The organism is Pseudomonas sp. LBUM1671 (assembly GCF_059695685.1).
The window spans coordinates 2,465,715-2,478,098 of the sequence record NZ_CP166782.1; the positions used below are offsets into that span (position 1 = coordinate 2,465,715).

At 58.4% G+C, this 12,384-nt stretch carries 13 protein-coding genes; 8 read left to right on the plus strand and 5 right to left on the minus strand.

Annotation, left to right across the window (positions count from 1 at the left end; translation table 11 throughout):
- Positions 1-13: 13 nt before the first annotated feature.
- Positions 14-859, minus strand: coding sequence for a LysR family transcriptional regulator (locus ACA060_RS11355; RefSeq protein WP_497317274.1), 846 nt, complete (start codon positions 857-859; stop codon positions 14-16).
- 146 nt (positions 860-1,005) lie between these two features.
- Here ACA060_RS11355 and ACA060_RS11360 point away from each other — a divergent pair, with 146 nt between their 5' ends.
- The gene (locus ACA060_RS11360) at positions 1,006-1,953 is read left to right on the plus strand and encodes a DMT family transporter (RefSeq protein ID WP_497317276.1); all 948 of its coding nucleotides are present in this window, start codon (positions 1,006-1,008) and stop codon (positions 1,951-1,953) included.
- 121 nt (positions 1,954-2,074) lie between these two features.
- Here the strand turns inward: ACA060_RS11360 and ACA060_RS11365 are convergent, their stop codons facing one another.
- On the minus strand, positions 2,075-3,037 hold the full coding sequence (locus tag ACA060_RS11365) for an AraC family transcriptional regulator ligand-binding domain-containing protein (RefSeq protein ID WP_497317278.1): 963 nt from the start codon (positions 3,035-3,037) through the stop codon (positions 2,075-2,077).
- A 67-nt stretch (positions 3,038-3,104) separates the two neighbouring features.
- Here ACA060_RS11365 and ACA060_RS11370 point away from each other — a divergent pair, with 67 nt between their 5' ends.
- Both ACA060_RS11370 and ACA060_RS11375 read left to right on the plus strand, forming a co-directional pair.
- Positions 3,105-3,959, plus strand: a complete 855-nt coding sequence (locus ACA060_RS11370; protein ID WP_497317280.1) for a sterol desaturase family protein — start codon at positions 3,105-3,107, stop codon at positions 3,957-3,959.
- A complete protein-coding gene (locus ACA060_RS11375; protein ID WP_497317282.1) occupies positions 3,956-4,549 on the plus strand; it encodes an NADPH-dependent FMN reductase in 594 nt (197 codons plus the stop codon). The genes ACA060_RS11370 and ACA060_RS11375 overlap by 4 nt, the downstream gene beginning before the upstream one ends.
- A 153-nt stretch (positions 4,550-4,702) precedes the next feature.
- Here the strand turns inward: ACA060_RS11375 and ACA060_RS11380 are convergent, their stop codons facing one another.
- Entirely contained in the window at positions 4,703-5,116 is a 414-nt protein-coding gene (locus tag ACA060_RS11380; RefSeq protein ID WP_497317284.1) for an ester cyclase, read from the minus strand.
- Between the two features lie 102 nt (positions 5,117-5,218).
- Here ACA060_RS11380 and ACA060_RS11385 point away from each other — a divergent pair, with 102 nt between their 5' ends.
- Positions 5,219-6,097, plus strand: a complete 879-nt coding sequence (locus ACA060_RS11385) for a LysR substrate-binding domain-containing protein (RefSeq protein ID WP_497317286.1) — start codon at positions 5,219-5,221, stop codon at positions 6,095-6,097.
- A gap of 57 nt (positions 6,098-6,154) precedes the next feature.
- Here ACA060_RS11385 and ACA060_RS11390 read toward each other — a convergent pair whose 3' ends face one another.
- Positions 6,155-7,918 (minus strand): L-lactate permease, encoded by a 1,764-nt coding sequence (locus tag ACA060_RS11390; protein WP_497317288.1) that lies wholly within the window; start codon positions 7,916-7,918, stop codon positions 6,155-6,157.
- A 405-nt stretch (positions 7,919-8,323) separates the two neighbouring features.
- Here ACA060_RS11390 and ACA060_RS11395 point away from each other — a divergent pair, with 405 nt between their 5' ends.
- The gene (locus ACA060_RS11395) at positions 8,324-8,560 is read left to right on the plus strand and encodes a hypothetical protein (protein WP_109629760.1); all 237 of its coding nucleotides are present in this window, start codon (positions 8,324-8,326) and stop codon (positions 8,558-8,560) included.
- 31 nt (positions 8,561-8,591) lie between these two features.
- Here the strand turns inward: ACA060_RS11395 and ACA060_RS11400 are convergent, their stop codons facing one another.
- Positions 8,592-9,443, minus strand: a complete 852-nt coding sequence (locus ACA060_RS11400) for a CAP domain-containing protein (protein WP_109629762.1) — start codon at positions 9,441-9,443, stop codon at positions 8,592-8,594.
- A 165-nt stretch (positions 9,444-9,608) separates the two neighbouring features.
- Here ACA060_RS11400 and ACA060_RS11405 point away from each other — a divergent pair, with 165 nt between their 5' ends.
- The 3 genes from ACA060_RS11405 (at position 9,609) to ACA060_RS11415 (ending at position 12,347) form a co-directional block, all read left to right on the plus strand.
- Positions 9,609-10,229 carry a cell wall hydrolase gene (locus ACA060_RS11405; RefSeq protein WP_497317290.1) on the plus strand — a complete coding sequence of 207 codons (621 nt, stop codon included), beginning with the start codon at positions 9,609-9,611 and terminating at the stop codon, positions 10,227-10,229.
- A 108-nt stretch (positions 10,230-10,337) separates the two neighbouring features.
- On the plus strand, positions 10,338-11,270 hold the full coding sequence (locus tag ACA060_RS11410; RefSeq protein WP_497317292.1) for a GlxA family transcriptional regulator: 933 nt from the start codon (positions 10,338-10,340) through the stop codon (positions 11,268-11,270).
- 102 nt (positions 11,271-11,372) lie between these two features.
- Positions 11,373-12,347 carry a nitrilase-related carbon-nitrogen hydrolase gene (locus ACA060_RS11415; RefSeq protein WP_497317294.1) on the plus strand — a complete coding sequence of 325 codons (975 nt, stop codon included), beginning with the start codon at positions 11,373-11,375 and terminating at the stop codon, positions 12,345-12,347.
- Positions 12,348-12,384 lie beyond the last annotated feature (37 nt).

Genomic DNA, 12,384 nt, shown 5'->3' on the forward strand with positions numbered 1-12,384 from the left:
TTGGCGCACTGACTCAGTTTTCGAAGCACGACGCCAGAAAACCCATCACCGCCTGCACCGACGGGGTGTGCCGGATATCGCTGTGCACCACCAGCCAGACTTCACGCGCCAGCCCCGCGCCCACGGTCTCCATCGCTTGCAAGCCGTAGTGCTCGCCCAGGAAGTATGGCAATGCCGCAACGCCGGCGCCGGCCTGGGCAATGGTTGCCTGGATGTTCAGATCATTGCTGCGCAGCAGGATCGGGCGATCCCCCGCTTGTTGCTTGAGCCAGACCTGTTGCGGGGTTTGCTCCATGGACTCGTCGTAAGCAATGAAGGCCAGATCTTCCGGGGCTGTCTTGGCCAGATAATCCGCCGAGCCATACAGGTGGAACTGCACCGTCGCGACCTTGCGTGCCACCAGGTCCGGTTCCTTGGGCCGGCTCAGGCGCAAGGCAATATCGGCTTCGCGTCGTGACAACGACGCGCTGTCCAGACTGCCGATCAACTGCAACGACAGCTGTGGATGTTGGGTGCGCAACGCGTTTATTCGCGGCGCGATCAACGCGCAGGCGAGGGCGGGCGGGGCACTGACGGTGACTTCGCCGGCAAAGCTTTCCTGCCCGGCCAACGCCGTGCGCTGCACCGCGAAAGACTCGCTTTCCATGCGCCGTCCCAGCTGCGCAATGCGTTCGCCGTCCTCGGTGATGACATAGGAACGAGGGCGGCGGTCCACCAATTTTAGGTTCAGCGAACTCTCCAGTGCGCTGATGCGCCGCGCCACGGTGGCGTGGTCGACCTTGAGTTTGCGCGCCGCCGCGGACAGCGACTGCTCGTGGGCGAAGACGATGAAGTAGCGCAAATCCTCCCAATCGAACATGGGCGTTTTCTCACATGAAGGGTGAATAAATAGGGAATTCTGCACCGCTACCAAGCCTGCAAGAATCCTTCAACACCTGACAAGCAGGTCTGAAGCATTCCGCAGTTTGCGGTGTGTTCATCGCACGACTTGACGAGGAAACAGCCATGTCCAAATCAACGCCTCTCGCGTATGCCGGCATCGTCGGTGCTACGTTTTTCTGGGGCACCAACTTCAACGCCGGTGCCTACATCATCAAGAGCATGGCACCGATCAGCGCATCCATTGAGCGCTTTGCCATTTCCACTCTGTTGCTCGTGCTGATTTTCGGCTTGGCGGGCAAGTTGCGCCTCAGCACGCTGAAGCAAAATCTACCGGCCTTTATCGGTCTGGGCCTGCTGGGCTTTACCGCGTTCAACCTCGCAACCTTCTTCGGCCTGCAAACCACCACGCCCATCAACGGCGCGCTGATCCTGGCGACCACGCCGTTGTGGACCATGATCTTTGCTGTGCTGCTGGAAGGCGAACGCATCGATCGCGGCCGCGCCATCGGGCTTGTCTTGGGTTTGCTGGGCGTGGGTCTGGTGATTACGCGCGGGGATATCCAGGTGCTGCTCGGCCTGAAAGTGGCGACCGGTGACGCGATCATCCTGGCCGGCAGCATCGCCTGGGCGGCCAACATGGTCGGCACACGACGCTTCGTCAAAGACTCGACTCCGCTGGAAACCACCACGTTTTCGATGCTGTTCGGGGTCATTGGCTTGGTCGTGCTGGGCTTCATCTATGAGGATCCGATGGCCTCAATCAGCACGGCTTCGCTGTCGGTACATGGCGCTGTTGCTTATCTGGCGGTCTGCGGTTCGTTGATTGCGTACTTGCTGTGGTTCAGGGGCATTCATGCGATCGGTGCGGCGCGCACGTCGATCTTCTTCAACCTGGCGCCTGTCTTCACCATGTTGGTGTCCTCGATACTCGGTGTGCTGCCAAATGTGTGGCAGTTGCTGGGGGCGGGTGGGGTGATTCTTGGGGTGGTGTTTGCTTCGGGGTTGGTGTTTGGAGCGGGGCAATCTTCGGCGATGAAGGTTCGTGGGGACTTGGCAGACAAGGCCGTTTGATAGGACAGTTCTGTTCACTAAAGCGCGAGCCCCCTCGCCACAGGTTCTGGCTTGACTGAGGATTCACCTGGTGTGGGAAGCTGGCACCAAGTGAATAAACATCGCTAATTAGGCCGCCACCTTATTTCCTGTCACGCCATCGACTTCGGGCATGCAGATAGGCAGTCAAATCGCTGTAGCCCAATTGAGCTGCAATCTCCGTTAACGACTCTCCTTGCAACTCAAGATGCAGTTCCAGTTCTGCACGAATCTGATCGAGTAATTGTCTGAAGGTTGTGCCTTGCTCTTCCAGGCGTCTGCGTAGAGTCCTGGGCGTCTGGTGCAGCGCCTTTGCCAGATTTTCCAGGTTAGGAGTTTCACCCCTCGCCAGAGAACGTCGCGCACCTTCGGCAACCTTGGCTGACCAACCGCTGAAATTGCGATGCGCGGCAATTCGTCGATCTAGCTCCTGAGTCAATAACTCCAACATCCCGTGATGACGGGTCTGCATCGGCAGGCTCAAGCTTTGAGCATGGAAATAGAAGCAGTTCACCGGGCAGTCAAACTCGATACGGTCTCCAAACCACTGGGTGTATTGCTTGTAATACGGCGGACGCGAATGAATGAATTTTGCCAGAGTCGGCTGCACATCCTGCCCCGTTCCACGTCGTAATTGCGCGATGGACATCACGCCGTAGTGTTCGATGACATACCGCGCCAACTCTCCTGGTGCATCGACGCCAACCTCGATCCCGACGCCATTTTCATCATTCACCAACTTCACTATGTCTGTGTCCGATGCAAGCGGTGCGTACCGGGCCCAAAGGTGCATGGACGACAAAACGTCGGGGCTATACAGGCAAAGATAAGCCAGGACGTGCCAGTCCTGAGGCGTGAACAGCGCGAACAGTTTTAACCCGATAGCCGGATCAATGCGCGCCGCCTCGCGCCAAAGCTGATCCAGCTCGATCAGGCTGTAATCCGTGCTTTTTCGGGAAACCTGGCTGTCAAGGAAGCGCTCCAGCACTTGGCCCAGCCTGCCACGATGAAAGCGCTGGGGCGGGCGATTGGCCGGTTCTAGCTCAATTCTGTCCATTTCGCGCATTGGGAAGGCTGACTCCTGAGTTTCTAATGACAAGGCATTGCCCACAAGGGCCTAAATCGAGAGTGCCATGAATATAACAATGCTCGCCAATAACCCTGCTGTGATAGTGGCCGGGATTTTCCTTGCCTTCATTTTGCTAGAGCTTGCCTGTTCCTCGTTTCGTCAGTCGTCAGGCGGCAAACGAGACGTACTCATTGAAGTCGTCGGTTCTGGAATACTGGTGGCGGTCACATTCCCTTTAGTCATGTGGCTAAGTGGCAAGATGTTAAATCAGGCTGTACCGGACATGAAGGACGCGTTGGCCGGAATTCCGTGGATGGCAGGATTTGTATTGTTTTTACTGCTGGATGACATGACCCAATATTGGTGGCATCGTCTGACTCACCGGGTTCCTGCACTTTATGCATTGCATCGTGCGCATCATTCCGCGCCTTACATGAGTGTTCGCATCGTCTATCGCAATAACAGTTTCTACTATCTTCTGATGCCCGGCATCTGGTTGTCCGGCGTGCTGATTTATCTTGGGCTTGCTCCTGTTTATTATGTTTATTTGATTCTGAAAATGACCGTGATCTTCGCTGCACATAGCAGCATCGCGTGGGATGACAAACTTTATCGCATCCCCGCGTTACGCCCAATTATTTGGGTTTTAGAGCGAACCTTCTCCACACCATCCACTCACTCTGCGCATCACGGTTTGACTGCAGAGGATGGCGTTACGCATTACAAAGGCAATTTCGGCAACCTGTTATTTCTTTGGGACGTACTGTTCGGAACAGCAAAAATTACCCGTCGGCGTCCGCCAGCCTACGGAATCGAACACTTGTCACCGATAAGCTGGAAAGAAGAATTGTTCTGGCCCATCGTGCGCTCCCGCCGTACCGCACCCAAGGTAAACGCTAACCAGAAGGTGGCGCGATGAGTCGTCATATCGTTTTGCTGTCTGGATCGAACAGATCAAATAGTCAATCAGTCAAGGTCGCCAGGTTTCTGCGCGATCGATTAGAGAAACTTGAGCTTTGTGACTCAAGTGAATTGATAGACCTGGCTTCTCATCGGTTACCGCTTTGGCCAGAAGAAGACACCGACAGAGTCTGGAACGCCCAGCAATCCATCCTCAAAAGAGCAACTGCACTGATCGTGATCAGCCCTGAGTGGAATGGCATGGCTTGCCCAGCCCTGAAAAACTTCTTTTTGTACGCAGGGCTCAATGAAATTGGACATAAGCCTGCGCTCTTGGTGGGCGTTTCGGCTGGGCTTGGCGGGGCATATCCAATTGCTGAGTTACGTGCATCGAGCTACAAAAATAGCCGGATCTTGTATTTGCCTGAACAACTCATCATTAGAAACGTAGAGTCGATGTTAAACAGCGAAGAGCCTTCAGATGAAAATGATAGTCGCATTCGGGCACGTGCCGACTGGGTGCTGCAAATACTATGTCGATACGATGCAGCCTTACTCACCCTACGATCTGCAATCGAACACCCGCCAGAGTTCTCTACCGGAATGTAGAGCCCCGAATGCTGAAATCCATCACAACTCCAGGTGGTCGCGCACCGTGTGGGGGCGTGAGGATCTGCAGAAACAATATGAAGAACGTCGTCGGTGCCATTTCAGTTCAACCACGGGGCGAAACTATGCAGTGGGCACTTAACGCGTTGAAGTTCAGAGCCCGATCAAATCACGATGAACTTCCAGCGCATTACGCTCCACCCAGTTGTGCGCCAGCAGGCCGTCCGGGCGAACTTCCCAGACCGCAGTGCCGAGCATTTCAAACGGGCTGTTACACGAGCGGCCACCAATAAAGCCCTGGTTCTTTCCGACCAGTTTCCAGCGTGAGGCAACGCGAGTGCCTTCGGCATTTTGAAACGTCTCGATACTGCCGAATTCGAAGTCTTCGATCTTCGACAGAAAGACACCGATCCATTGAATGAAGGCTACGCGGCCAACGATATCCATACCGCCAGATGTGATGACAAAGTCTTCGGCCACAAAGCGCGCCGCGGCGTGTGGATCTTTGGCTTGCCAGACTTCGCGCCAGAAACGTTCAACGATCTCTACGGCTGTATTGACTGACATTTTGGAACTCCTCGTATTCAGGTTGAGTACGATGTTCGGCAATTGCTATCTAGAATACAAACGCATAAATTTAATGACATCCAGTTGAAAGGCGAATTCATCATGCAAGGCAGCGACCTTGAGATTGGCCTGCTACGGGCGTTTATCGCAGTGGCGGAGACCGGCAGTTTCACCGCCGCTGCCGAGGTGATCGCGCGGTCGCAATCGGCGGTGAGCCAGAAGATCATCCGGCTGGAGGAGGTGCTCGGCTTTCGTGTCTTCGAACGCACCAGCCGCGCGCTGACGCTGACCCCGGACGGCGAGCGCCTGCTGGTAGGCGCGCGCCGGATGATGGTGCATTTCGACACCTTCATGCGGGACATCAAGGCGCCGGCCACCGTCACCCTGCTGCGCCTGGGAATCTCGGAAAACCTCGTACCGACCCAGTTGCCCAAACTGCTGTCGCGCTTCACCCAGTTGTATCCCGACATTCAACTGGAACTGACCACCGGCTTGAGCGACGACCTGCTCACCGATTACGAAGCCGGGCTACTGGACGTGGTCATTTCCAAACGAAAATTCAGTTCGGGCGCCACGCGAGGCCGAGTCATCTGGCGCGAGCCGTTGGTGTGGATTGCCGCGAAGGATTACCAAATCGAATCGTCGAAACCTGTGCGACTGGTGATGATGCGGCCACCCTGTGCGTATCGGGCCATCATGATCGAGGCCTTGGCTACGGTTGGGCGTGAATGGGCGTCAGCGTGCCTGGCCAGCAATTTGATGGGTGTTCAGGCGGCGGTTGCGGGTGGGTTGGGGATTACGGCGTTGGGGACGTCGTTTTTGCAGGAAGGGATGCGGATCCTGGAACCGTCGGAAAAGTTACCAACTTTACCCAGCACTGAAGTGGCGGTGATTGGCGATGATGTTCGCACTCAGCATCTGGTGCAGCCGTTGGTGTCATTGCTGACGGAGGGGTTGATGTCGGGGGGCCGTCTGACTTGATCCGGCGTTGCAAGCCATAACCCGGGCAACTCGCCCGGGTTATGGACCGTTTGACGTTTAGTGCCCGCCCACCACCATGCTGCTGAACGGCGCCACATACGCCTGCAACGTCACCAATCCACCGACCAGAATCGCCAGCACAATCGAGTGGAAGAACACATAACGCAGAATCTCCCCTTCATGCCCGTACCAGCGAGTCGCCGTGGACGCGACCACGATCGACTGCGCGTCAACCATTTTGCCCATGACCCCGCCGGAACTGTTGGCCGCGGCCATCAGCACGGGACTGATCCCCAGTTGCTCGGCGGTCACTCGTTGCAAGCCGCCGAACAGCACGTTGGAGGCGGTGTCGGAGCCGGTCAACGCCACACCGAGCCAGCCGAGGAGGGTGCCGAACATGGGGTAGAAAATGCCGGTCGCGGCGAAGGCCAGGCCCATGGTCGCGTCGAGGCCCGAGTAGCGGGTGAGGAAGCCGAGCGCGAGCATGGCCACGATCGTGATGAGTGAGTAACGCACCACCCACAGCGTTCGCAGGTATTGGCGTGCCAGTTGCGGGATGGAATAGCCCATCAGCAGGCCGCCGACGATGGCCGCCAGGAGGATGCCGCTTCCGGTGCTGGTCAACCAGGTGAACTTGTAGACCGCTTCCTCGGTTTTAGCCGCGGGCACTACGGGTGGCACCTTCTCGATCTGCTGGTGAATGGTGGTGAAGGTCACGACCGGGGCGAAGATCGGGTTGGCTTCGCGCATCGGTTTACCTTGTGGATCGAGCTTGGCCGAGTTGGTGGCCGGATCGATCGCCGGACGGGTATCGAACATGTTTTTGAAGCTTTGGGTGCCCCAGGCGAACACGAACACGGTGAGAATGATCCACGGCATCCACGCGCGCATCACCGCCGGTTTCGCATCGCTGGCAAAGGCCCCGCTGGACTCGGGCTTTTGCTGATGCTCCTCGTCGATTTTCGAGTTGTCGACGCGCCCGGACAGGGCGGCGGAGGTGTGGATCGTGGCCGGTTTCCAGACCTTGAGAAAACCGGTCAGGCACGCCATGGAGATCAGCGCGGCGATCACGTCCACCAGCATCGGCCCGTGGTAGTTGGACACCAGGAACTGCGGCACGGCGAAACTGACCCCGGCCACCAGAATGGCCGGCCAGATTTCAAGCATCTTGCGCCAGCCGGCAAAGGCCCAGATCAACCAGAACGGTACGAGCACCGAGAAGAACGGCAATTGTCGGCCGACCATCATCGACAGCTCCATTTCATCCAGCCCGGTGACCTTGGCCAGCGTGATGATGGGCGTGCCCAGCGCGCCGAACGCCACGGGCGCGGTGTTGGCGATCAACGCCAGGCCGGAGGCGGCCAGCGGCGAGAAGCCCAACCCGATCAGAATCGCCCCGGTCACCGCCACTGGCGTGCCGAACCCGGCAGCCCCTTCGAAGAAGGCGCCGAAGCAGAAGGCAATCAGCAGCAGTTGCAGGCGTCGATCGTCGGTGATGCGCGCCAGGGAATCCTGCAGCACTTTGAACGAGCCGTTCTCGGTGGTCAGCCTATGCAGGAAGATGATGTTGAGCACAATCCAGCCAATCGGCAGCAAGCCGTTGGCGGCCCCATAAAGTGCCGCCGAGCCGGCCATGTCCGCGGGCATGCCGAAGGCGAAAATGGCGATCAATAGCGCCGAGCCAAGAGCCAGCAAGGCCGCCAGATGCGCCTTGATATGAAAAAACGCCAGGGATGCCAGCATCACCACCACGGGCACTGCCGCCATGAGGGTTGAGAGCACCGGGTTACCAAAGGGATCGTAGATTTGCTGCCAGACCATGTTCCACCTCTGCTTTTTATTGTTGGTAGTGCAGGCCCCGGGCGGGGTTGGTGGCATGGAGTATAGGTGGCATTACGCCGCTGTCCCGCCGCAACATCAGGCTTCTCGCCACCCATCCCGCAACGCGCAACCGATGTAGCAGCTGTCGAGCTCCGCGAGGCAGCGTTCGGCGGCAAAGCCGTCGCAAACCCTGCAACCGAGTTCTCTCTGTTAGACGGTAGACGCAGCCTCGCGCTGCTCGACAGCTGCTACAGAATGTTGACTTGAACAAGATTCGGCGTGCGGGTTTTACCGAAGTCGTCAACAATGAGGAGATCACGATCAACGCGGTGAAGCGGCTTGCACAAAGGGGGTTATCTCCGCGTGCCCCGTTACTCGGCTACTACCGACGAGAGGGAGACAGCGATGACTGAACGCCATGAGGAACACAAGGAAACGCTTTCCAACGGATGCAGGATCGAGGTGAAAGCCGAAATATTGAAAGACGGCTCCCTGAAGATGTTCATCGGAGTCTACCGGCCGGACGGCTCGGTCATTGAAGAGGACAATCGCCCGTCCCCCCATATGCTGGACATGGAGGCGGCGTTGGAATGGGCAATCGAAAAAGCCAAAGACATCGGTAACCAACAACATACGTTGTAAGAGCGGTGAACCACCGCTCTTGCCACCGCCGTTATTGCGTACCGAACATGGCGGTCCAATAAATCCCGGCGTCACTCTTTGGATCAACCGCATAGGCCGCGCCCAGTTCGCGGAACTTCGGGTTCATCAGGTTGGCGCAATGCCCGGCGCTGGCCAGCCAGCCATCGACGACCTTGCGCGGGGTGTCTTGCCCGGCAGCGATGTTCTCGCCGATCTCCTGAAAGTTGTAACCCGCCAGTTCCGCGCGGTCACCCGGCGTGCGGCCGTCGCGGTCCTTGTGGTCGAAGAAATTGTTATTGGCCATCGACCGGGAATGTTCCTGGGCCGCAGTCGCCAGCGTTGCGTTCCAGGCCAGCGGCGTGGTTGCGGCGAACGGTTGACCGCCGCACTGGCGCGGCTGGGTGCGGGCGGCGTTGAGCATTTCCAGGAGCTTCTGGCCTTCAACCGCGGCGTCGCCCAGGCGTGCGGTCAATAGGGGGCGCGCGAGCACAATGCGCCAGTCGCGTCCCTCGTGGCTGACACCGACGTCGACGAACTGCGAGTCCAGCACCACTTGGCAGAAACTCTCCTTGATCGCCGTGATGGCGGACTGCGCATCACGCGGCCCGGACAAGGTGATCGCCTGCACGTTGACCATCGGGTACGACGCCCGGGCCATGGCTTGCTGCAAGTCGACGGGCCCGCTGGCCGATAAAACCAGACGCTGATCGCTCGTCAGCGGTGGCAATTCCTGTGACGCCTGACCGGCACACTTTTGCGCCTGGCTGCGGTAAGCGTTGATCGACTCGACCAGTTGCGTTTCTTCGGTGGCCACGGCAGTGGCGGCGAATACCAACCCCAGCGGCAACACGGCAAAACGCACAGCGGATGACAGGACGCGCATGGAATTCTCCCTTGAATTGACTGCGCCCATGATGCGCGATTCCACCCCATGCCGCGCAATGCCTTTTTGTGCTTTGTTGCCAGCGTTTGACATGATTTGGCTACTACACTGAAGCCAAGTCGCCAGACGGGCGCTTCCCTCGACGCCACACAGAGTGTCTCCATCATGTCCTTCAAATGGTCCGTTGTGATTCTTGTGGTTACCCTTGTCGCAGGCCAGGTTATTGCCGACGACCAGCAGCAGAAAAAAGAAGTGGCCGAAGACAAGGCCCAAGTGCTTGAGCACAAAGCAGCAGAGAAGGGCGGCGATCTGCCCGTACCGAAATCCGAAGCGATTACCCAGTCCGAAGTCCAGGCCGTCGATCCCACCGGCAAGTCCCCGCTGGACGATGCGATTACCTGCATGGCCCGCTCCATCTATTGGGAAGCCAAAGGCAAAAACACGGCCGACATGGAAGCGGTCGCCAACGTGGTCATGAATCGCCTCGGCCACGAAGGTTTTCCCGACACGGTGTGCGCGGTGGTCAAGCAAGGTTCCGAAACCAAAAGCTGCCAGTTTTCGTGGTGGTGCGATGGGAAACCGGACACGGTCCAGGAAGAAACCCAATATGCCCTCGCCAAGGAAATCGCGCGCAAGGCGTTGAACAAACAACTGCCTGACCGCACCCGCGGCGCGATGTATTTTCATGACCGCACGGTGAAACCGGACTGGTCCAGGTCGTACACCAAAACCTTTGAGACCAAGATGTTCCGGTTTTACAAACCGCATGATGGGTCGGCGAAGTAGGCCGACAGCCATCTGCTTTTTTGATCTACGGCTGATTCCATTTTGGAGGGCGTGGGGTTTTACTACGATGGCTTGAAACCCGTCATGCCACGTAATCGGACAGCCGCCATGCACACCATCGGACTCATCGTTTACCCCGGCTTCCAGGTGCTGGGCCTCGCCATGTGTGCCACCTTCGAGTTGGCCAACATGGCGGCCGACGAGCCGGTGTACAGCATCGCGTTACTTTCCGAGCACGGCGGCACGGTGAAAACCTCTGCCGGATTCGGCGTGGAAACCAGCGCATTCGACCAGCGGATGTTCGATACGCTGCTGGTGATGGGCGACAACCTGATCCGCCCGACATCACCGGGCATGGTCGAGTTTTTGCGCAATGCCAGCCTGACCACTCGACGTCTGGGTTCTATCTGCACCGGCGCGATTGCGCTGGCGGAGGCCGGTTTGCTGGATGGTCGGCGGGCGACGACTCACTGGTGTCATGCGCCGGCCTTGCAGCGGGCGTATCCGAAAGTGAAGGTCGAAGAAGACCGCATCTTCATCAACGACGGCCACATCTGGACTGCCGCGGGCATGAGCGCTTGCGTCGACCTGGCTTTGGCCCTGGTGGAAAAGGATTTGGGCGCGGACGTCGCACGGCGGGTGGCCCGGCAACTGGTGGTGTATCACCGACGGGCGGGAGGGCAGTCGCAGTTTTCGGTGATGCTGGAACTTGAGCCCAAAACCGACCGCATCCAGGCCGCGCTGACCTACGCCAAACACAATCTCAAATCCGCGCTGTCGGTCGAAGAGCTGGCCAGCGCCGCCAATCTCAGCCCACGGCAGTTCAGTCGGGTGTTCCAGGCTGAAACCGGCCAGTCCCCGGCCAAAGCCATCGAAAACCTGCGGGTGGAAGCGGCCCGGCTGATGATGGAAACCGGCCGGCACTCGATCGATGTGGTGGCCGCCGACACCGGTTTTGGTGATCGCGAGCGCATGCGTCGGGCGTTTATCCGTGCGTTCGGGCAGCCGCCGCAGGTAATCCAGCGCGCCCATCGCGCGTGACGTTAGTTGTGTCCTAAAAGGTGGTGTATTCGGCATTTGAGACAAAATATGATTGCCGTAATCTAGATCTCGTTGAAGTCCAACCCCAATGAGATCACCGCCATGACCCTCGTCAAAGCCGCCGCCGTACAAATCAGCCCGGTGCTCTACAGCCGCGAAGGCACCGTCAATAAAGTCGTGCAGAAGATTCTGGAACTCGGCGACCAAGGCGTTCAGTTCGCCGTGTTCCCGGAAACCATCGTGCCGTACTACCCGTACTTTTCCTTCGTGCAGTCGCCGTTCGAAATGGGCGCCGAGCACTTGAAGCTGCTGGATCAGGCCGTCACGGTGCCTTCTGATGCCACCGATGCCATCGGCGCCGCCGCGAAACAGGCCGGCATGGTCGTGTCTATCGGCGTCAATGAACGGGACGGTGGCACGCTGTACAACGCGCAGTTGCTGTTCGATGCCGATGGCACGCTGATCCAGCATCGCCGAAAAATCTCACCGACTTATCACGAACGGATGATCTGGGGCATGGGCGATGGCTCGGGCCTGCGTGCCACCGACAGCGTAGTCGGGCGCATCGGCCAACTGGCGTGCTGGGAGCATTACAACCCGCTGGCCCGTTACGCCTTGATGGCCGACGGCGAGCAGATTCACGCCTCGATGTACCCGGGGTCGTTTGCTGGTCCGCTGTTTGCGTCGCAAATGGAAGTCAACATTCGTCAGCATGCCCTCGAAGCAGCGTGTTTCGTGGTCAACTCCACGGCGTGGCTCAACCCTGAGCAGCAGGCACAAATCATGGCCGACACCGGTTGCCCGATCGGCCCGATTTCCGGTGGTTGCTTCACGGCGATCATCAGCCCGGACGGCGTGGTGCTGGGTTCCCTGCAGGAAGGCGAGGGCGAGGTGATCGTCGACCTCGACATGAGCCTGATCGACAAGCGCAAACGCATGATGGATTCTCGCGGTCACTACAGCCGTCCGGAGTTGCTGAGTCTGCTGATCGACCGCACGCCAGCGGCGCATGTGCATGAGCGGGGTGCTCATCTGCAGGTGGCGGTGATTGATTCTGTGGAAGAGATCAGCCGCTGATTGGCTTGAGACCGCGCCGCCCCCTTCGCGGGCAAGC